Source organism: Flavobacterium sp., from assembly GCF_041911335.1.
Classification (GTDB): Bacteria; Bacteroidota; Bacteroidia; order Flavobacteriales; family Flavobacteriaceae; genus Flavobacterium.
This window is the reverse complement of sequence record NZ_JAYRPD010000031.1, coordinates 20,797-40,199: the sequence shown is the minus strand read 5'-3', so window position 1 is coordinate 40,199 and position 19,403 is coordinate 20,797. Positions and strand designations below refer to the sequence as shown.

Below are 19,403 nucleotides of genomic sequence, written 5' to 3'. Positions count from 1 at the left end.
TATGATGTTGAAAAAAGCATTTAAAAAAATACCAAATAATACTAATTTAACTCTTCACTCTGACCAAGGTTGGCAATATCAAATGAAACAATATCAGTATTTATTAAAAGAAAAAGGAATTATACAAAGTATGTCAAGAAAAGGAAATTGTTTAGATAATGCTATTATTGAAAACTTCTTTGGAACATTAAAATCTGAACTTTTTTATATAAAAAAGTTCAGAACAATAGAAGAATTAAAAAACGAAATCAAACAATATATAGACTACTATAACAACGATAGAATTAAATCAAATTTAAACAAAATGAGCCCGATTAAATATCGAGCTCACTATTATCAAAATTAATTATAAATTTGTCTAAACTTTTGGGTGCAGTCTATTACGGCTCTTTTTTTATTTCTTATTCTGTTGATTAAATTCTTTAAACAACTCTAATAAATTCATAATTGATTTTATCAAGTCGTTTGTTTCAAGAAGTAAAGAGAAATACAATTTACTGTTTTTAGGACTGGTTTCAGTAGTTCTAATTCTAGTAATCTGTTTTGTGATTAATTCAGAAACAGTATCAAGGAACGCTTTTTTATCTCTTAAAATCTCATCCAATTTAGAAAAATCTTCTGTTGTAAAACTCTCTTCTAAACGACCGAACAATTCTTGCAATTGCGTATCAACAGTTTTAAGATCTCTGATTTGATTGAATTTTAATTTCTTGTGATTGTTATTCACATGAGCATGACTGCTAGTCGTAATAAAGTCGATTGACTGAACCATATCTTGTAAATACCCTAAAATTAAAATATAGAACTTACTTGCTTCAACCGAATTTTCATCTAAATTCTTTATGAAGTAGAAAACATTACTTTTTAACTCATCAATCTCTTTTTCAAGTTTTTTAAGCGACTTTTTATTCTCTTTCAGTTTCGCCAAATCTTGTAAACCTAAATTATCAACAACATTTGAATATAAGGCGCTAGTTTTTCTTAACACTTTAGAAATTTGAGAAGAACTTTCTGTAATCATTTCTTTTAATGTTACGATGTCTTCTTTTCTTAATTTCTTAATTTCCTCTTCTTCTTTAACTTTCTTTTTGTGAATTTGGTTACTTCTGTAGAAGAAAATTGCCACAATAATCATGAAAGCAAAGAACGCAAACACCTCACCAATGAATAACACAAAAGCAATAATTGCAGATGATAAGAATGCTGCTAAAGCCGTTACAAACCAACCACCAATCACATTGAAAACTCCAGCTACACGATAAACAGCACTTTCTCTATCCCAAGCTCTATCAGCGAAAGACGAACCCATTGCCACCATGAATGTAACATAAGTTGTTGATAATGGTAATTTCATCGAAGTTCCGATAGAAATCAAAATAGAAGCCACAATTAAGTTTACAGAAGCTCTAACCATGTCAAACATAGGTTGTTCATCTCTTTTTCCTGTATATTCAGGCTGAACAAACTGAGCGTCTAATTTCTTCTGTAACGATTTTGGTAAAATAAAACTAATGATATTTCCAAGATACATGAATCCTCTAACAATGTTTCTTGAAAGTGTATTAGCGTTATATTTTTCGTTTCCTTCTCCTTGACGAGACAAATTCTGCTCAGTTTCAATAACCGATTTAGCTTTTTTAGATGTCCATAATGTATACACCATAATTACACCTGCCATTGCTAAAAAGATGAAAGGAGCTGGTAAATTTTCTTTTTCCAAACCAGACATCATAAATTCAGTTGCTCCAACAGTTTGTCCTGGCGCAGCCCAAATTTCAAAAGCTTGATAAGCCGCAATTGGAACACCAATGAAGTTAACTAAGTCATTACCCGCAAATGCAAGTGCTAATCCAAAAGTCCCAACAATAATAATGAATTTAAAAACACTGAATTTAAAAACACTAATTAATAATTGACAAACAATTGTCCATAGAATTAACGAATATGAAATAATTGTAAACGGACTTTCTTTAATAAAATCTTTCACTTCTGAAGGTACAAATGTGATTGATTTCAATCCTTTTACTAAAATAAAGAAAGTAATCGCTGTCATAGCAACTCCACCGAAAAGAGCTGCTACATACTTATATCTTTTTTCAATATGGAAAGTAAAAATTAACCTTGAAACATATTGTACTAACGAACCTAAAGCAAAAGATAATGCTACAGAAAGTAAAATACTATAAACAATTTCTGAAGCCTTTTCAGTATTTATGTAATTCCCAAGAGTATCAAAACCATCACCACTTACATAAACTTTGTAAACTGCTAATACTACAGAAGCCCCTAACAAAGAGAAAATAATTGAAACCGTAGTTGATGTTGGCAATCCAAGCGTATTGAAAACATCGAGCAACAATACATCTGTAATCATTACGGCTAAAAAGATGACAATTACATCATTGAAACTGAACATACTTGGTGTAAAGATTCCGTTTCGCGCAATTTCCATCATACCGTTAGAATAAAGTGCTCCAACAGCAACACCTAAACTCGCTACTATCATAATGGTTTTAAACGAAACCGCTTTTGAACCAATAGCTGAGTTTAAGAAATTAACCGCATCATTACTTACTCCTACCATTAAATCGGTAATTGCAAGGATGGCTAATGCAATTAACATTATAATATAAATTTGCTCCATTTTTTTATGAATTAATTTTGGTGCAAAATTCCTTTAAGAAATTTAGATTTACGTTAATTTAATGTTATCAATTAAAACAAAAACAATTATTTAAAATAATTTTCTTAACTTTAATTTAATATTAAAATTTATTTCTATGGCGGTATTAAAAGTAATTGAAGTATTGTCTAGTTCAACTTTAAGTTGGGAAGACGCAACAAGAAAAGCTGTTACACAAGCAGCAAAGTCTTTAAAAAACATTAGATCAGTTTATGTTCAAGATCAAAGTGCTTCGGTCAAAGATAATGAAATAACTGAATTCAGGGTAAATTTAAAAATCACATTTGAAATTGAATAACTCATAAAGCGCCAAATAAACAGGCGCTTTTTATTTTTCTATGTTTTTTGCGATTAATATCTTTGTAAAAAAAAAGATATGACGCCAATTGAAATTCAAAATTACTTCGAAACCATTAAAAAACTAATCTTAGAGTATTCTCCAAAATTTGTTGTAGCAATATTAATTTTATTAATTGGGCTCTGGGGAACAAGTTTTATCACCAAAACAGCAAAAAAAATAATGGTAAAACGTAATGTAGAAGTTACGCTTTCAACTTTTATTGGAAATCTCATTTTTTGGACACTTCGCATTTTACTTTTTGTAACTGTAATTTCTAAACTTGGAATAGAAACATCTTCTTTTGTTGCTGTTCTTGGAGCCGCTGGTTTAGCAATTGGCTTATCCTTACAAGGTTCGCTTTCTAATTTTGCTGGTGGAATTTTAATTATTTTATTCAAACCATTTAGAATTGGCGACTTCATTGAAGCACAAGGTGTTTTAGGAACTGTCAAAGACATCAAAATATTTTCTACAGTTATCACGTCGCCAGATAACAAACAAATTGTTATTCCTAATGCTGCTTTATCAAATGGAGTTATAACCAACTACACTGTTAATGGAATCAGAAGAGTTGATTTAGTAATTTCTGTAGATTACGCAACTGATTTACAATTAGCTAAAACGACCTTAGAAAACATATTAAAATCAATTCCCGAAGTTTTATCAGAACCTGAAGCAGCCGTTTTTATTAATAATTTAGCAACGAGTTCAATTGATTTTGCCGTTAGACCTTTTACAAAAAACGAACATTTCTGGAAAGTTAAATCTGATGTTTTAGAGAAAACAAAAAGAACATTTGACGAATTAGGAATTGAAATCCCTTACCCACACCAAGTGGAAATTCACAAAGAATAACTTTATTTACTCAAAACAAAATCTTTCAAATAATAAGGTTCAAAATAAGCGACATCAACAAAGTCGCTTTTTTTGTATTTCTCAAATGACAATTCGCTCATTTCTTTAGCTGATGGAAATATAATATTTGAATGAAATACAAATTTATCATCTGTTAAGGTATTTTTGAACTTTTCTGTTCCATCACCAACTAAATGAATTTTCTCTGAAATTTCTTGATACGAAGTTTCATCAATAATTTCGGCTTGCGTATTTCTGATTTGTGTGTAATTTTTATCGTAAATAGCCGTAAAAACTTCCATTCTGCGAGCGTCAATCATTGGGATGATGATTCCGTCTTCAATTTGGATTTGCTTTGCTAAAAGTTGCAATGTATCAATAGCAATCATTGGGATATTCATTGCATAACAAAATCCTTTTGCAGAAGAAACGCCAATTCGTAATCCAGTATAAGAACCCGGACCTTGACTAACCGCTATAGCATTCAAGTCAGAAAATTGCAAATTATTTTCAGCTAGTAATTCTTCGATAAAAACGTGTAATTTTTCGGCATGAGAAAAATTTTGCTCTGCAATTTCTTTGCATGCAATCGTTTTTCCTTCCTTTGCTAAAGCAACAGAACAATTTTTAGTAGCGGTTTCTATATTCAGAATAATAGCCATATTTGGTTTTTTGAATTGCAAAGTTAAGAAGATAAACCCGTAAAAAAAATAAGGCATAGTTTCCTACGCCTTATCTACCCAAATTAACTAATAAGAAATCTAATTCTTACTTTCTTTTTTATCTTTTTTATCCTTTTCAGTTTCTACTCGAACTTTATCATTTGAAACTAAATCTTTTGAAACAGTTGTGTAAGGTCCGATAATGATTTCTTCTCCAGGTTTCAATCCAGAAATAATTTCAATATTGGTATCGTCTTGGATTCCTGTTTTAACTACTCTCAATTTTGCTTTATCTCCAACTTTCACGAAAACACATTCGTATTTTTTATCACTTTTTGGTGCCGTTCCTTTTTGCTCTTGCTCTTTCTTTTCCAATTCTGCAACAATATCTTTTTTAACCGAAGTGGTATCGTCTTTTATTACAACTGCGCTAATTGGCACAGCTACAATGTTTTCTTTACGTTTTGTAATAATATCAACTGTGGCAGTCATTCCTGGTCTAAATGGAGAGAAATTTTCGGGTTTTCCTTCTAATAAATCTTGATACGATTCTTTCAAAATTCTAACTTTTACTTTAAAATTCGTTACCTGATCTGCTGTTAAAGCCGTACTAGCCGAATTTGAAATACTTGTTACAATTCCTTTGAATTCTCTCTTTAAATAAGCATCTACTTCAATTTTAGCAGAATCTCCGATGTTTACTTTTACGATATCATTTTCATTCACATCAACTTCTACTTCCATGTTATTTAAGTTAGCGATTCTTAAAATTTCTGTTCCCGCCATTTGTTGCGTTCCTAAAACGCGCTCTCCTAACTCTACATTCAACAATGAAATGGTTCCATCAGCTGGAGCATAAATTGTAGTTCGTCTTAAATTATCATTAGCTTCTGTAACCGTAGCTGAAGCACTTTTTACTTGATAATAAGCCGATTGTTTATTGGCAACCGCTACTTCGTAAGCTGATACAATTCTGTCCCATTCCGCTTTTGAAATAATACCTTTTTCAAATAATTTTTGATTTCTATCGTAATTTGCTTTTGCTTCTTTAACTTGGGCGTCTGCTTGACTTAAACCTGCTTTTGTTGTAGACATCGAAGCTACAGAACGATTCACACCTGATTCATATAAATCAGGATTGATTCTTACTAACAAGTCGCCTTTTTTAACTTGTTGTCCTTCTTTTATTGGCAAAGCGATGATTTCACCTGAAACTTCGGATGATATTTTTACTTCAATTTCTGGCTGGATTTTTCCTGTTGCCGAAACTGTTTCTACAATTGTAGTTTGCGTTACTTTTGATAATTCAACAATTTTAGATTCATCGTTATTTCCGATAATACCACCTTTTTTAAGTCCAACTAATAACAAGATTAATCCGATTGCACTTCCTAATAAAATGAATATGGTTTTCTTTGACATGACTAGGTTTTTATATTTTATTATTGTTTTTTAATTAATGGAATTCCAAAATAGAATTCTAATATTTTGGTTCTAAAAATGTAATCGTATTTGGTTCTTAATACTTCTGATTGTGCGTTTTCATAAGCTATTGTAGATTGAGAAAAATCAAATGAATTCATTAAACCTACTTCATAACGCTCTTTTGAAAAATTGAACGATTGTTTTCTAGCTTCTAAAGTTTTTTGAGCTGCTTCAAATGATTTTTTAGCATTAATAACATCATTATAAGCTTGATACACATTTCGCTCTAAATCTAACTCAGCTTGTTTCAGCTGAAATTCTGAACGCTCTTGATTAATTTTAGCACGTTGTACTCTTCCTCTTGTAGCAAATCCATTTAAAATTGGAACACTTAACTGTAAACCAACTGCAGTTCCATCAAATAATGACAATTGATCTGCAAAATTAAATGGTGTACTTTCAGACCAGCGTGTATTGTATCCAACAAAACCTGCTAATGTTGGCAAATATGAAGAACGAGAAATCGCAACGTCTTTTTTTGCCACATCAACATTTGACAAAGCTATTTTCACATCTTTAACCGATTCTTTAGCTTTAGCCAAAATAGCCTCCTGTGTTTCATTTGTTATATTAGACATTGGCAAATCAATCAATTCATCTGAAATATCAAACGTAGCATAATCTTCTAACAATAAAGTTTGACACAAGGCAACTTTAGAAATTAAAAGTGCATTTTCAGTACTAATAATTTGTTGTTCTTGAGTAGCATCTGTAGCTTGTAGTTCGTATATATCTCCAGCAGGAAGTGAACCTGCTTCTATTAACTCTTGGGTTCTTTTGATATTTTCTTTGGTAACTAAATTTTGATTTTTTTGAACTTTCAATTGTTCTTTATTAAACAATATTTGTAAGTACGAATTTGCAATTGAAAGAGCAATATCATCTTTCATTTTATCTAAACGATATGTGTTTGCTATCTGATTTAGTTTTGATCGCTGCAATGTTTTCCAATTAGCCAAACCATTAAACAACATTATATTTGAGTTTGCAGAAGCTGAAAACGATTTAAATGTTTGATTTTGAAACTGGTTTGTAACTGGGTTAATACTTGCTCCTGTATTTATACTATAATTTGCATTTCCATTCAGTGTAGGCAAAAAACCACCAATAGCTTCTAGCTTTTCAACATCAGAAGTTTTTAAATCTAATTCGGACTGTTTCACCGAAATATTATTTTTTATAGCATAATCTACACATTCTTCCAAAGTCCATTTTTTACTTTGTGCCGAAAGTTGAAAACCTATCAACAATAGAAAAAAAACTATTTTTTTTGTTATCATTTTATGTGCTTTTATTCTCATTTCTTATAAGACCTCTTTTTCAATATTTTGTTACAGTATATCAATTAAAATTTTACTTTTACATCGAAAATTAGATTTCCTATGAAAACATTTCTTGTAATTTTTGCCTTACTTTTTACCTTGCTTCTAACCATTTCATGTGGTACAGCAAAAAAAATTGAAGCCATAAAACCAGCACCTTCAAACGAAAACCCTGTAGTTTTTAAGAATAAAGTTTCTTTTATTTCAATGCCTGTTGAAATAACATTGAAAGAACTCGAGCAACAACTAAATAAAAATGTAAACGGATTAATATTTAACGATTCTATCTTAAATGATGATAAAACCGAAATGAAAATCTGGAAAACTGCTCCTATTAAACTAAGCGAAAAAAACGGAAACATTATTTCTGAAATTCCACTTAAGATTTGGGCAAAATTTAAATACGGAACTGATTTTATGGGATTAAATGACACTCGTGAAATCAATCTAAATGGAATCATAACTTTAGACAGCAAAACCCATTTAACGAATTGGAAGCTCACCACTACTTCTAAAATAGAAGATTTTGAATGGAGCGAAAGTCCTACGATTTTGGTAGCTGGAAAAAACGTTCCAATTACTTATATCATTAATCCCACATTGACCCTATTTAAATCGAAAATTTCGAAAAAAATTGATGAAGCTATTGACAAAACCTGTGACTTTAAACCTCATGTTTTAGATGCTTTAGACAAATTAAGCAATCCTATTTTAACAAGCGAACAATACGAAACCTGGTTTAAAATGGTTCCTTTAGAACTATATGTAACCGAAGCCAAACTTAGCAAAACTAAAATCATGTTAAACATGGGATTAAAATGCAACATGCAAACTATGGTGGGACAAAAGCCAAAAAGCGGTTTTGATGCTTCAAAAATTGTATTAAAACCTGTTGAAAAAATTCCAGACAATACTACTGTTTCGGTAGTTGCAGTTTCTACTTTTGAAAGCGCTAGTAAAATTGTAACTAAAAATTTTCAGGGACAAGAATTTGCATCGGGAAGTAGAAAAATTGTAGTTCAAAAAGTAGATTTATGGCAAAAAGATGGCAAAATGATTATTGCTTTAGATGTTTCAGGAAGTATTAACGGAACGATTTATTTATCAGGAATACCAAATTACAATCCTATTACAAAAGAAATTTATTTTGACCAAATGGAATACGTTTTAAACACAAAAAGTGTTTTGATGAAATCAGCCAATTGGTTGTTACATGGAACCATTTTAAAAAGTATTCAAGCCAATTGTCGTTATTCGATTAAAGGAAACTTGGAAGAAGGGAAACAAAACATGAAACCTTATTTGAGTAATTATTCTCCGATGAAAGGCGTTTTCGTAAATGGAACGATAAATGATTTCGAATTTGAAAAAGTTGAATTAACCGATAAAGCTATCATTGCTTTTATAACCACAAGTGGAAAAATGGATATTAAAATTGATGGTTTAGAATAAAACAAAAAGTCGTTTCATGTGAAACGACTTTTTTATATCTCTTTTTTCTTTCCGTATTTTAATCTGTAGATAGCAAAACCTAAAATTCCGACTAATATATAGGGAATTGCCATCAAATAAACGATTCCATCATTCACAGCCTCAGCTTGAACGCCTCCTTCTTCACTTTCAAGTGCTGCGCGACACATCGCACATTGCGCTTGAGCAGAAATGCTGATAATGAAGAAAACTATTCCAAAAAAAAACTTTTTCATCTAATTTGCGTAATAAGGAGAAATCATTAAATAAACTATCACACCCGTTACTGCTACATATAACCAAATAGGAAATGTAATTTTTGCAATCTTTTTATGTTTATCAAAGCGTTGCGCCAAAGCTTTCACATAAGTTATCAAAACCAAAGGAATAATGATAATTGACAATAAGATGTGTGAAATCAAAATAAAAAAATACACATATTTAATCATTCCTTCTCCACCAAACTTTGTAGAATCAGAAGTCATGTGATAAGCCACATACATTCCTAAAAAGGCAACCGAACAACCGATAGCCACTTTCATTAAGTTTTCGTGTAATTTTCTGTTTCCATTTTTGATAGCTATTACTGCAGCGACTAATACTACGGCCGTCAATCCGTTAATTGTTGCATAAATTGGAGGTAAAAATGACAAAGGCTGAACATCATAACCTAATTTTCTCAAATTCACACCAAAAAGCAAAGCAACAACTAAAGGAATTGCTACTGATAAAACAACAATTAGTTTGTTATATTTTGTTTCGATATTATTTTCCATAATTATTCTTCTAATAATTTTTTGATATCTTCTTTGATAGCTTCTACTCCTGCAGCATCAAGTCCGTCATAGTATAAAATTGGGTTGCCTTGTGCATCTTTTCTACATCTAATTTTTCCTTCTTTATCAATTAAAGCAAACAATCCTGAATGTTCAAAACCACCAGCAGCTTTATTATTTTCACCTGCGTATAAATTAAAACCTTTATTAGCCAAACTATAAATGTAATCTTTATCACCTGTTAAAAAATGCCAATTATAATGTTTTACTCCCAACAAATCGGCGTGTTCTTTTAAAACTTGCGGAGTATCTTTTGCGGGATCAATAGTTATTGAAGCGATTCCGAAATTTGGATTGCCATAAAACTCGTTCTGCAATTGCAACATACTTTCATTCATTTTCGGACAAATTGTTGGACAAGTTGTAAAGAAAAATTCTACTACATATACTTTTCCTAAATAATCCTTATCAGAAACTGTTTTATTATTTTGGTCCGTCAATTTAAATGTTGGAACAGGTCCAATTTCAACTAAATCTGATTTTTGAAATTTGGCAACAATCTTGGGAATGGCCCAAATTCCGAAAATTAATACTATAAAAGATATTCCGATATATGATTTATTTTTCATCGCTATTACCTATTACTTTTGTTTTTCAATATTCTCTTTGATGTTATCTCTAAAAGCATCTTTTCTAGCATTTTGATTCTTTTTTAAAGCTAATCGATATTCGCGAAGAATAATTTTTACATCATCGGTCATTTCGTTATGCAAATCAGCCGCTGAAATGGTATTGTAACTTTCTTTGTATTCTTCTTCTCCTTTTTTGTTCTTCCCTTTTCTTCCTCGGTGATTCAATTCTTTATCAACAATAATTACTGCAGGCGTTCCTTTGTTTCCATCTAGTTGCCCCATTAGTTTGTAACTATCATAAAACGCTTGAATTTTTTCTGGTGTTGAAAAAACAAAACGCCATCCTTTCATATCACCCGTAATTGGTGCTAGTTCATCAATAATTTGTTGGCATTTTTTCTCATTCCCTATTGGAACCACCATAATCATTTGGAAATCTTTGAAGCCTTTGTATTTATTGTAAATCTTCTGATTTAGATTAAAAAAGTTTCCTCGATTTTCAATTACTTTATCTCCAACAAAACCAAGTACCGTAATTTTACCTTTCATCGATTCTTTTGTTCCATCTAAACTAGACCAATCCATTGGAATGTCTTGATTGTTCTTAGAAAGCGTGGGTAAAAATAAAGAATTGTGAGAAGCCGTTGAAAACACCAAATAAATGGCAATTGGCAGTACAAAAAGAGATATAAGGACTATTTTATTTTTCATCAGAAAGGTCAGATTATGTTCCTACAAAAGTAAAAAAAATCCCGATGTAAATCGGGATTATATATGAGAAACAAGTGTTAAAATATCCACTTTAAATGTCCTGTTTTGAAAACTTCGTAAACGTAATTTCCTTCTACTAATAAAATGAAAGATAAATATAAAATTAAGAATACAGCTGTCCAAACCACAGATCTTCTGAACCATTTCTTTTCACCTTCCATGTGCATGAAAGCCCAAGTAATATAATATGCTTTAACGATAGTTAAGATAATGAACAACCAATTCAGTAAATTCATTCCTAAGAAATTATTGAAGAATAACGATTTTGGTTTGTAAATACCAAATATAACCTCAACAATAGTTACCACAGATAGGATTCCAAAAACTACCCAAATTCTTTTTGTATTTGATTCGTGTGCGTGTGCCATGATATACTTTTATTATATGATTATACTAAATAGAAGAAAGTAAATACAAATACCCACACTAAATCGACAAAGTGCCAGTACAATCCAACTTTTTCAACCATTTCGTAACTTTTTCTTTTCTCGTAAGTACCTAATAACACATTAAAGAAAATGATGATATTAATCAATACTCCAGTGAATACGTGGAATCCGTGGAAACCAGTAATAAAGAAGAAGAAGTTTGCAAATAATTTATGACCGTATTCGTTTCTAACTAGGTTAGCTCCTTCTACAACATATTTAGCTTCTTCTAATCTTTTTAAAGATTCTGCTCTTGATAAAACTGTTTTATGTTTTTCAGCGTTAATTAATTCAGAACGAACTAAAATCGATTCATCAGCTTTGAAACCTTGAACTACTTCATTAACTGAGTATGTTGGCAAAGTTGCTTCGCTCATAAACCAAACTCCATCATTTCTATCTAATTGCTCTCTTGCTTCTGGCAATGTTGCAGCAAAGTCAGCTAAAGCAACTCTTTTGTAAGTTCCATCTTCTTGTTTTTTAACAAACTGTAAAATTGAACCTCCATTAGTTTCTACTGCACCATATTCACCTTTAATGAAGTTTTTCCATTCCCAAGCTTGAGAACCTAAGAAGATAAAACCACCAATGATAGTTAAAAACATGTAGAAAGCTACTTTAGTTTTTTTCATGTGATGACCTGCATCAACAGCTAAAACCATAGTAACTGAAGAGAAAATTAAGATAAAAGTCATTAACGCTACATAGTACATTGGTGCATTTACACCGTGTAAAAATGGAAAGTGGTTAAAAACCTCATCGGCGATAGGCCAAGTTTCAATAAACTTAAATCTTGAAAAACCATACGCAGCTAAGAAACCAGAAAAAGTTAATGCATCTGATAAGATGAAATACCACATCATCATTTTACCATAGGTTGCTCCTAATGGTCCTGGACCTCCGTCTAAAGCGTGTTCGTTCGAAATAACTGTCGCTCCCATAAATTTTTTAATTGTTAAAAAGTTCCCAAATTTATTATTTTTTTTCTATTTGAAAAAATAGAAAAATAAAAACAAATAAACCCAAATAAAATCCATAAAGTGCCAATACATCGCACTTAGCTCTATACCAAGGGTTTGAGCCGAATTGTATTTTTGTTTATAATGATTATAAATTACCACCAAAAGCGATATTATACCTCCCAAAAGGTGCGCAATATGAACCAAAACAGCAATATACAAGAACGAAGTAGTTACATTACTTTCACTTCCTGTAAAGAAATAGCCGTTTTCAATAACTTGCCCAAATCCTTTAAATTGTAATACTATAAATGCAATTCCAAGCGCTAAAGTAATCAATAAAAAGGCAGTAGCACCATTTCTATTGTCTTTTTTTGTCGCTTGTAAAGCTAAATAAAATGTAAAACTACTCACCAACATAGCTACCGTACTGATAACGAATGCAGAGGGCAATACGAAATCTTTTAACCAATCCGGTCTTGACTTACTTACTACATACGCACTTGTTAGTCCAGCAAAAATCATACAGATGCTAATCATACCAAACCAAAGTAGCATTTTGTAGGTTCTGCCTTTGCGAGCTTGTTCTTCTTCCAAAGTCATTCTATTTTCCATAACTATCGTAAAAATTTATCTATAACATATATTATTTGCAACAACGAAATATACGAAACACTAACAATCATTAATTTTCTTGCCGCTTTTGCATCCATTTGTTTGTGCAATTGTACCGCATAAAACAACATCCATAATCCTAACAAAAATACGATTACCGCTGCAGTTTTCGATAAAATCAAATTACCGGTAAATCCGAAAGCTGGAATTATTGAAGCTAAAATCATCCAAATCGTATACAAAATAGTTTGAAGTGCAGTTTTTTTATCGCGTTCTCCTGTTGGCAACATAAAGAACCCAGCCTTTTTGTAATCGTCATACAAGAACCAACCGATGGCCCAAAAATGTGGAAATTGCCAGAAGAATTGAATAATAAATAACGTTCCAGCTTCAATTCCGAATTGACCTGTTGCTGCCACCCAACCTAACATAAAAGGAATAGCTCCAGGAAAGGCTCCAACAAAAACAGAAAGCGGCGTTAACGTTTTTAATGGTGTATACAAACTCACATACATGAAAATCGAAATCGCGCCAAACATAGCGGTTTTAGGATTTACATTGTATAAAATAGCCAATCCTAAAATGGTTAAAACGCAACCTAATATAAAAGCATTTTGCTTTGTAATTCGACCAGAAGGTAATGGACGATTTTTAGTTCGGTCCATTTTGGCGTCTAATTCAATTTCGATGATTTGATTGAAAACATTTGAAGCGCCCACCATGCAATAACCCCCAACAATTAATAGCACTAAAACTAGCCATTGAAAAGGTTGTTCCCCATTAAATCCTAACAAATAACCTGCAATGGTAGAAACCACTACACTAATAGATAAGCGTGCCTTTGTAATTTCTACAAAGTCTTTGTAAAGAGATTTTTTAATTTGAGGTTGTGTATTTGTGTCCACTTTAGTGTTTTTCGCTGTGAAATTGCGCGCAAAGATACGATATGAAAATTAGAATTTAGAATTTAGAATTTAGAAAATTAGTTAAATCTATTAATAATCAAAATACCAGTTAAATAAATCGCTTCTTAGTCCAATTGAAAACCAAGTTGTGTTTGATTTTACAGTTGCAGCAGTTTCAGCAGTTGGATCGAAATTTCTGAACATAACATTTCCAAAAACTTTTAAATTTGAAGCTGGATTAACCAAATACCCTACTTGTAAATCAGCAATCATAACTGTTGTTTTATTTCCTTGTGCAATCGAAACCCCGGTATCGTAAGGGCGATTATCGTCGTAATCTAAATAGATATTTCCCCCATAATTAAAGTTGTCAGTTCCGTTGTTGAAATCAAATCCGCGTTGACCGTAAATAAATTTCGCATCGGCAAAATATCTTCCTTTGTAATAACGCGCAATGGCTACGAATTCTCTAAAATTAGCTCCCCATAAATGCCCCATACTTTGATTATTGTGACCGTAATTTGTCAAAGGATTACTGTGTGAATACACATAAGGTCGAACTTGATTGTATTCTACTTGAAGCAATAAATTCTTTATTTTGAAAGCATCATAATATTTAGCACCAATTTGGTATGCAAATTTATTTCTCCAACTTTGATTGCTTTCTTTAACATCTCCAATTGCAAATTCATCAATTAAAAATTGTCCGTAGAAATTAATGCTGTTGTTCCATTTGTATTTTGAAGTTAATCCTAGCAATGCATTTCCTGTTTTAGACGATGAGCCAAACTCAACCGTTCTGTAAAAAATTAATGGATTCACAAAATTGAAATCGAAACCTCTATCATTAGTATTAGTCCAAACTACATTTTCAAAGAAACCTAAATTCCATCTTTTAGTTACATTCCAACTTAAATAATGACTTGCCATGTATTTTGTAGCGTAAGTTCCATCAACAGTTGCCAAATCACGTACATCTTTTAGCCACATATAAGTGTTGGTGTATTTAATTTTCCAAAAAGTAGTATTGATTTTAAAATACGGATATGGGCTTGCACCATCACTTTGTAATAAAGAACGATATCCATCTCCTAAGAAATTTCTACCATATCCTAACTGAAGGTCGATAAATTGATTTGGTTTGTACTTAATATTTGCTTCTGCTAATGGAAAATCATAAGCATCGTCTTTAAAACGTTTTGCAATTCCTATTCCTGGAATAATCGCTGGATTTCCACCTGACGGTTTGATACTTTCAGCATAAGCATTATAATAATCAGCAAAACGTCCTTGACTTTCGTAGATTGAAGTTGTAAAAGTTAACTGTTTACCAAGTCCTCCATTCACAATTAAACCTCTAGTATTTACAAATGTATTAGAAGCTTCACTTTCGGTATCTTTTCCTACTCTAAAATCAAAAATTGGATTTAAGGTAAACCAATATTCTTCTCCTTGAATTGCAATTAAATTTTCGTTCCATAATTTTCTTCCCCACCATGATTCTTTTTGCTTTAAAAAGGCCTTGTTTACGGTTTCGAAATCATAATATTTTGCTACTTCATCATACGAATAAGGCTTTGAAGCCGTGTGATTATTTGTCCCCACTTGATTCATTAAAGCATCAAAAACACCATAATTTTGATGTGAAAATGCTACAACTCCAGAACTCTTGAATTGTGGATTTTCAAATGGTTTATATTTAATTTCATCGTATTCTGACAATTCTTTTTTATTGTCTATTAAAGTTGTATTTGTTTTCGCATACTTAGTAGCTTCGTTTTCTTCTTTTACAGTTGGAGCAACTAAAGGAATATTAATTTTGATTGAGAATTTTGCATACGTAGGTCTTCCAGAAAAAGTAGCTGGCGTAATTTTTGGCAAAGATTCAAAAACACGATTAGCTTCTTTTTTTAATGACTCGTGAGCAGCGTCGGTATACAAAACCTTGAAATTTCCGACAGTATCCACTTCGAAAACAGCGATTACCGTTCCTTTGTAATTTTGCTCTTGAAGCTCTTGTGGCACTTTAAAATTATTGTAGAAATAATTTTGAAGAGTATTGTAAAAACAAGATTCTTGTTGGTTACCAATGGCATTTACGCAATCAGGAAATTTTGGAAATTGTTCGTTTGACGAATTTTGAGCAAAAGTCGTAAATCCGAAAACCAACAACAGTAAACTATATATTTTTCTCATAAGATATTTTTAATAATCACTATTTGAAATTTCGCCATTTGCAATTGCTTTAGCAGCTGAAGTTCCAATTCGTTTTACGCCTAATTGAACCATTTCTACAGCTTCATCATAGGTTCTTACTCCACCTGCAGCTTTAACGGATAGCGGACAAGAATTTTCAAGCATTAATTTAATAGTTGGAACTGTAGCTCCATTTGGAACACCCTCTGGCGTTTTATAAAAACCTGTTGATGATTTTACAAATACCTTATCGTATTCTTTTTCGCTGAAATTAGCAATCACCACATTCTTAATTAATGCCGATAATTGCACAATTTGATGATTATCTAAAGCTGCTACTTCAATAATCCATTTTACTATTTTATTATGTGCTAAGCCTAATTTAGTTCCTTGTAAAACTTGTTCTTTTACAATATCAATTTCACCTCTTTTAAAAGCTTCATAATCTACAACATAATCTAAATCATCAACACCATTTTCTATAGCTTGTTTAGCTTCCTCTAATTTATCTTCTAAAGTTCCATTTCCAAATGGAAAATCGATAACCGTTCCAATTGTAACTTTTGAATTAGCCTCATGAATCATTTTTCTTGCCATAGCAACTTTGTCTGGTCGAATCATGATTAATTTAAAATCATTATCAATGGCTTCTTGAATACAATTTTTCACAACTTCAGTATTTTCTTTTTCAGAAAGATTCGCCTGAGCTGCAGTTTTAAGATAGGTTGAGTCTAAATATTGTTTGATGTTCATTTCAAAAAGAATTATATTGTGTAAAAATAAAAAAATCCCATCGAAATGGGATATTTTATAGTAATTATATTTATTTATTTCATTCTGAATCCAACTGGAATACTGTATTTGATTTTAACAGGTTTATCAGCATGTGTTGCAGGGATAAGCTTTGGGATTTTTCTAACTGCTCTTTCAGCAGCTTTTTGCATATCAATTGTAGCTCTTTTATTATCTAAAGCTTTAACATTTGTTATCATTCCTTTTTCATCAATAACAAACTCTACCAAAGCTACACCTTGTCTCCCTTTTTCTAAATCATTATCTGGATACACAAGATATTTTGTGATTGCTTTCGCCATTTGCTCATCAAAACATGCTTTTTGATTAACTCTACTCAAACCTTTACAAGCCTCAAACATTGGTAAATTATCAACAGAATAAGGAGTAAACTCTTTAGGCAACTCTTCTTTCCCATCTCCATTATCTTTAGGGTCTCCTGTTGGAATTGTATTTGAATTATTGTTTTGATTATCCGGATTCTCTTGAGGTGCTACTTTAACACTAGTATCATCTTTTTTGGGCTCTTCTTTTGTAGGCTTAAAAACATCTGTAACTCTAGTAACTTTGACAATAACCGGCTTACTTACTTCTTGTTTTGTTACAGGAGCTGGATTATAAACAAATATTGGCTCCGAATAAATCCCAGTATCAGGAACATGACTAAAAGGTTTTGACACATCCTTAAAATTAAATTCTAAAATAAAAAGCACAACTAACATGGTTGCAATTAAACCAACTTGAAAATAGATAAAGCTATTTTTTACTCTTTTCGGGAAATCAACATTTGCTTTCATGATTATATAGATTAATAGTTAACACTTTGTTAATTAATCTACACAATTTATATGCCAAAAAAAATCCCAACTAAAAAGCTGGGATTTAATATTATTGTAATTTGAATGTAATCGGCTGGCTGTATTTTACTTTTACAGGTTTACCTCTTTGCATACCTGGTTTGAATTTAGGTAATTTCTCAATTACACGTTTCGCTTCTTTTTCTAAAAGTTCACCACCTTTAGGACCACGAACTTGAACATTAGTAATACTTCCATCTTTATCAATAACAAAAAGAACTGCTACTCTACCTTGAATATTATCTTCCATAGCCTTTTCAGGATATTGTTGGTTTTTCTTGATGTGCTTAGCCATTTGCTCCATAAAACATTCTAAACGTTTGTTTTTCGCAACACCTTCACATCCAGGAAATACTGGAACATCTTCAATAACAGTAAAAGGAACTTCTTCATCAATTTCTTCAGCAGTACCACCTTCTTCACCATAAGAAGAAGCCGTATTAACTACAACTGCCTTATTTTCATCAACTTCAGTAGTTTCAATCTTTTTCTCTTCAATAACTTGTTTGTTATCTACGATTTGGATTACTTCTGGTGCTGGCGGTGGTGGTGGTGGTAATTTTTGCACAGGAGGCATAGTTAAGATTGCCTCTTCATCTTCTACAAAATTATCCACTATATCTAATTTTTCAACCTCTACTCTTGGATCTTCTGATTTAAGCTCAATGCCAACGTAAGTCAACAATAACACAGCAGTAAGACCTACAAGGAAATATAATGAACTATTTCTCTTAGGGTCTACATTAGGATTTTTCTTTATTTCCATAATTTTAATTTTGAGGTGCTAATATAGTTAATATTAGAAATGTTTTAAAAAAATTTATTAAAAAAATTTATACTTCACACAATAGAATCCGAAATATCCAATAATTGCACCCAATGAGTTTGCAAATACATCATATAAATCAGGCTCTCTTGTAGTTGTTAATAGTCCTTGTAAAACCTCAATAATTATGCCATAAACTATTGCAAATACAATAATAATAAAACTATATTTTTTTAAATAAAAGTTTTTATGCAATGCAAAACTCCAAAACACAACAAAAAAGAAGTAAAACAAAAAATGTACTAACTTATCATTTCCTGGTATTGCTACCTTAGGAACATTATTAAAATTTACTAAACTTGCAACTGTAATGAAAACAGTCCAAACAATAGCGAAAAATAAAAAATTACGCTCCGATAAGTGCTTTATAATCTTCACTCGATAAAAGTGCATTTATTTCAGAAGCATCAGAAATTTTCACTTTCACCATCCACCCATCTCCATAAGGATCTGAATTTACTTTTTCTGGATCAGATTCTAAAGAATCATTAAATTCAATAATTTCTCCTGATAATGGCAAAAATAAATCTGAAACGGTTTTAACAGCTTCAACTGTTCCAAACACTTCGTCTTTATCTAAAGTTTGATCTAAAGTTTCTACTTCTACATACACGATATCACCCAATTCTTTTTGAGCAAAATCTGTAATTCCAACAGTTGCAACATCGCCTTCAATTGAAACCCACTCGTGGTCTTTAGTGTATTTTAAATTAGTTGGTATATTCATTTGGTTATAATTTTTTGACGTACAAATGTAATTGTATTTATTGAATTGAAAAAAAGGTTTTTGTTATTTTTTTACATAAAAAAACACCCATTAAAAAAAACT

General features: G+C 31.3%; 22 protein-coding genes. 4 read left to right on the top strand and 18 right to left on the bottom strand.

Annotated features, from left to right (window positions below):
• The coding region (locus ACE3PD_RS04320; protein ID WP_374399868.1) for a transposase at positions 1–346 on the top strand (346 nt) is incomplete at its 5' end.
• Positions 347–394: 48 nt separating this feature from the next.
• Here ACE3PD_RS04320 and ACE3PD_RS04315 read toward each other — a convergent pair.
• Complete coding sequence (locus ACE3PD_RS04315) at positions 395–2,644, bottom strand: anion permease (protein WP_374399866.1); 2,250 nt, start codon at positions 2,642–2,644, stop codon at positions 395–397.
• Between the two features lie 136 nt (positions 2,645–2,780).
• Here ACE3PD_RS04315 and ACE3PD_RS04310 point away from each other — a divergent pair, with 136 nt between their 5' ends.
• Positions 2,781–2,981, top strand: coding sequence for a dodecin family protein (locus tag ACE3PD_RS04310; RefSeq protein WP_374399864.1), 201 nt, complete (start codon positions 2,781–2,783; stop codon positions 2,979–2,981).
• A gap of 78 nt (positions 2,982–3,059) precedes the next feature.
• Entirely contained in the window at positions 3,060–3,878 is an 819-nt protein-coding gene (locus ACE3PD_RS04305) for a mechanosensitive ion channel family protein (protein ID WP_374399862.1), read from the top strand.
• 2 nt (positions 3,879–3,880) lie between these two features.
• Here the strand turns inward: ACE3PD_RS04305 and tsaB are convergent, their stop codons facing one another.
• The 3 genes from tsaB to ACE3PD_RS04290 form a co-directional block, all read right to left on the bottom strand.
• Positions 3,881–4,540: a tRNA (adenosine(37)-N6)-threonylcarbamoyltransferase complex dimerization subunit type 1 TsaB gene (gene tsaB / locus ACE3PD_RS04300; RefSeq protein WP_374399860.1), complete on the bottom strand. Its 660-nt coding sequence runs from the start codon at positions 4,538–4,540 to the stop codon at positions 3,881–3,883.
• A gap of 99 nt (positions 4,541–4,639) precedes the next feature.
• The gene (locus ACE3PD_RS04295) at positions 4,640–5,962 is read right to left on the bottom strand and encodes an efflux RND transporter periplasmic adaptor subunit (RefSeq protein ID WP_374399858.1); all 1,323 of its coding nucleotides are present in this window, start codon (positions 5,960–5,962) and stop codon (positions 4,640–4,642) included.
• 20 nt (positions 5,963–5,982) lie between these two features.
• Complete coding sequence (locus ACE3PD_RS04290) at positions 5,983–7,302, bottom strand: TolC family protein (protein ID WP_374399870.1); 1,320 nt, start codon at positions 7,300–7,302, stop codon at positions 5,983–5,985.
• 105 nt (positions 7,303–7,407) lie between these two features.
• Between ACE3PD_RS04290 and ACE3PD_RS04285 the strand changes: the two genes are divergently transcribed.
• Positions 7,408–8,799, top strand: a complete 1,392-nt coding sequence (locus ACE3PD_RS04285) for a DUF4403 family protein (RefSeq protein WP_374399856.1) — start codon at positions 7,408–7,410, stop codon at positions 8,797–8,799.
• A gap of 32 nt (positions 8,800–8,831) precedes the next feature.
• Here ACE3PD_RS04285 and ACE3PD_RS04280 read toward each other — a convergent pair whose 3' ends face one another.
• From ACE3PD_RS04280 to gcvH, 14 genes are all read right to left on the bottom strand, one after another.
• Entirely contained in the window at positions 8,832–9,053 is a 222-nt protein-coding gene (locus ACE3PD_RS04280; protein WP_374399854.1) for a hypothetical protein, read from the bottom strand.
• A complete protein-coding gene (locus ACE3PD_RS04275) occupies positions 9,054–9,593 on the bottom strand; it encodes a DUF420 domain-containing protein (protein ID WP_374399852.1) in 540 nt (179 codons plus the stop codon).
• A 2-nt stretch (positions 9,594–9,595) separates the two neighbouring features.
• Positions 9,596–10,222 carry an SCO family protein gene (locus ACE3PD_RS04270; RefSeq protein WP_374399850.1) on the bottom strand — a complete coding sequence of 209 codons (627 nt, stop codon included), beginning with the start codon at positions 10,220–10,222 and terminating at the stop codon, positions 9,596–9,598.
• A 12-nt stretch (positions 10,223–10,234) separates the two neighbouring features.
• Positions 10,235–10,936, bottom strand: a complete 702-nt coding sequence (locus ACE3PD_RS04265) for a hypothetical protein (RefSeq protein ID WP_374399849.1) — start codon at positions 10,934–10,936, stop codon at positions 10,235–10,237.
• Between the two features lie 77 nt (positions 10,937–11,013).
• Positions 11,014–11,364 (bottom strand): cytochrome C oxidase subunit IV family protein, encoded by a 351-nt coding sequence (locus ACE3PD_RS04260; protein WP_374399847.1) that lies wholly within the window; start codon positions 11,362–11,364, stop codon positions 11,014–11,016.
• Positions 11,365–11,384: 20 nt separating this feature from the next.
• On the bottom strand, positions 11,385–12,365 hold the full coding sequence (locus tag ACE3PD_RS04255; RefSeq protein WP_374399845.1) for a cytochrome c oxidase subunit 3: 981 nt from the start codon (positions 12,363–12,365) through the stop codon (positions 11,385–11,387).
• Positions 12,366–12,410: 45 nt separating this feature from the next.
• On the bottom strand, positions 12,411–12,998 hold the full coding sequence (locus ACE3PD_RS04250; RefSeq protein WP_374399843.1) for a heme-copper oxidase subunit III: 588 nt from the start codon (positions 12,996–12,998) through the stop codon (positions 12,411–12,413).
• 2 nt (positions 12,999–13,000) lie between these two features.
• On the bottom strand, positions 13,001–13,903 hold the full coding sequence (cyoE, locus tag ACE3PD_RS04245) for a heme o synthase (RefSeq protein ID WP_374399841.1): 903 nt from the start codon (positions 13,901–13,903) through the stop codon (positions 13,001–13,003).
• A 90-nt stretch (positions 13,904–13,993) separates the two neighbouring features.
• The gene (locus ACE3PD_RS04240) at positions 13,994–16,099 is read right to left on the bottom strand and encodes a gliding motility protein RemB (protein ID WP_374399839.1); all 2,106 of its coding nucleotides are present in this window, start codon (positions 16,097–16,099) and stop codon (positions 13,994–13,996) included.
• Positions 16,100–16,108: 9 nt separating this feature from the next.
• On the bottom strand, positions 16,109–16,852 hold the full coding sequence (gene deoC / locus ACE3PD_RS04235; protein WP_374399837.1) for a deoxyribose-phosphate aldolase: 744 nt from the start codon (positions 16,850–16,852) through the stop codon (positions 16,109–16,111).
• A 74-nt stretch (positions 16,853–16,926) separates the two neighbouring features.
• Complete coding sequence (locus ACE3PD_RS04230; protein ID WP_374399835.1) at positions 16,927–17,688, bottom strand: TonB family protein; 762 nt, start codon at positions 17,686–17,688, stop codon at positions 16,927–16,929.
• A gap of 91 nt (positions 17,689–17,779) precedes the next feature.
• Positions 17,780–18,514 carry an energy transducer TonB gene (locus tag ACE3PD_RS04225; RefSeq protein ID WP_374399833.1) on the bottom strand — a complete coding sequence of 245 codons (735 nt, stop codon included), beginning with the start codon at positions 18,512–18,514 and terminating at the stop codon, positions 17,780–17,782.
• A gap of 57 nt (positions 18,515–18,571) precedes the next feature.
• Positions 18,572–18,967, bottom strand: a complete 396-nt coding sequence (locus ACE3PD_RS04220; protein ID WP_374399831.1) for a VanZ family protein — start codon at positions 18,965–18,967, stop codon at positions 18,572–18,574.
• Positions 18,921–19,301, bottom strand: a complete 381-nt coding sequence (gene gcvH, locus ACE3PD_RS04215; RefSeq protein WP_374399829.1) for a glycine cleavage system protein GcvH — start codon at positions 19,299–19,301, stop codon at positions 18,921–18,923. Before gcvH ends, ACE3PD_RS04220 begins: the two co-directional genes overlap by 47 nt.
• Positions 19,302–19,403 lie beyond the last annotated feature (102 nt).

Excerpts from the sequence above, each read along its gene's own strand:
- ACE3PD_RS04315 (WP_374399866.1), bottom strand. The coding sequence starts at position 2,644 with ATGGAGCAAATTTATATTATAATGTTAATTGCATTAGCCATCCTTGCA.
- ACE3PD_RS04310 (WP_374399864.1), top strand. The coding sequence starts at position 2,781 with ATGGCGGTATTAAAAGTAATTGAAGTATTGTCTAGTTCAACTTTAAGT.
- ACE3PD_RS04305 (WP_374399862.1), top strand. The coding sequence starts at position 3,060 with ATGACGCCAATTGAAATTCAAAATTACTTCGAAACCATTAAAAAACTA.
- tsaB (WP_374399860.1), bottom strand. The coding sequence starts at position 4,540 with ATGGCTATTATTCTGAATATAGAAACCGCTACTAAAAATTGTTCTGTT.
- ACE3PD_RS04295 (WP_374399858.1), bottom strand. The coding sequence starts at position 5,962 with ATGTCAAAGAAAACCATATTCATTTTATTAGGAAGTGCAATCGGATTA.
- ACE3PD_RS04285 (WP_374399856.1), top strand. The coding sequence starts at position 7,408 with ATGAAAACATTTCTTGTAATTTTTGCCTTACTTTTTACCTTGCTTCTA.
- ACE3PD_RS04280 (WP_374399854.1), bottom strand. The coding sequence starts at position 9,053 with ATGAAAAAGTTTTTTTTTGGAATAGTTTTCTTCATTATCAGCATTTCT.
- ACE3PD_RS04275 (WP_374399852.1), bottom strand. The coding sequence starts at position 9,593 with ATGGAAAATAATATCGAAACAAAATATAACAAACTAATTGTTGTTTTA.
- ACE3PD_RS04270 (WP_374399850.1), bottom strand. The coding sequence starts at position 10,222 with ATGAAAAATAAATCATATATCGGAATATCTTTTATAGTATTAATTTTC.
- ACE3PD_RS04265 (WP_374399849.1), bottom strand. The coding sequence starts at position 10,936 with ATGAAAAATAAAATAGTCCTTATATCTCTTTTTGTACTGCCAATTGCC.
- ACE3PD_RS04260 (WP_374399847.1), bottom strand. The coding sequence starts at position 11,364 with ATGGCACACGCACACGAATCAAATACAAAAAGAATTTGGGTAGTTTTT.
- ACE3PD_RS04255 (WP_374399845.1), bottom strand. The coding sequence starts at position 12,365 with ATGGGAGCGACAGTTATTTCGAACGAACACGCTTTAGACGGAGGTCCA.
- ACE3PD_RS04250 (WP_374399843.1), bottom strand. The coding sequence starts at position 12,998 with ATGGAAAATAGAATGACTTTGGAAGAAGAACAAGCTCGCAAAGGCAGA.
- ACE3PD_RS04240 (WP_374399839.1), bottom strand. The coding sequence starts at position 16,099 with ATGAGAAAAATATATAGTTTACTGTTGTTGGTTTTCGGATTTACGACT.
- deoC (WP_374399837.1), bottom strand. The coding sequence starts at position 16,852 with ATGAACATCAAACAATATTTAGACTCAACCTATCTTAAAACTGCAGCT.
- ACE3PD_RS04230 (WP_374399835.1), bottom strand. The coding sequence starts at position 17,688 with ATGAAAGCAAATGTTGATTTCCCGAAAAGAGTAAAAAATAGCTTTATC.
- ACE3PD_RS04225 (WP_374399833.1), bottom strand. The coding sequence starts at position 18,514 with ATGGAAATAAAGAAAAATCCTAATGTAGACCCTAAGAGAAATAGTTCA.
- ACE3PD_RS04220 (WP_374399831.1), bottom strand. The coding sequence starts at position 18,967 with ATGCACTTTTATCGAGTGAAGATTATAAAGCACTTATCGGAGCGTAAT.
- gcvH (WP_374399829.1), bottom strand. The coding sequence starts at position 19,301 with ATGAATATACCAACTAATTTAAAATACACTAAAGACCACGAGTGGGTT.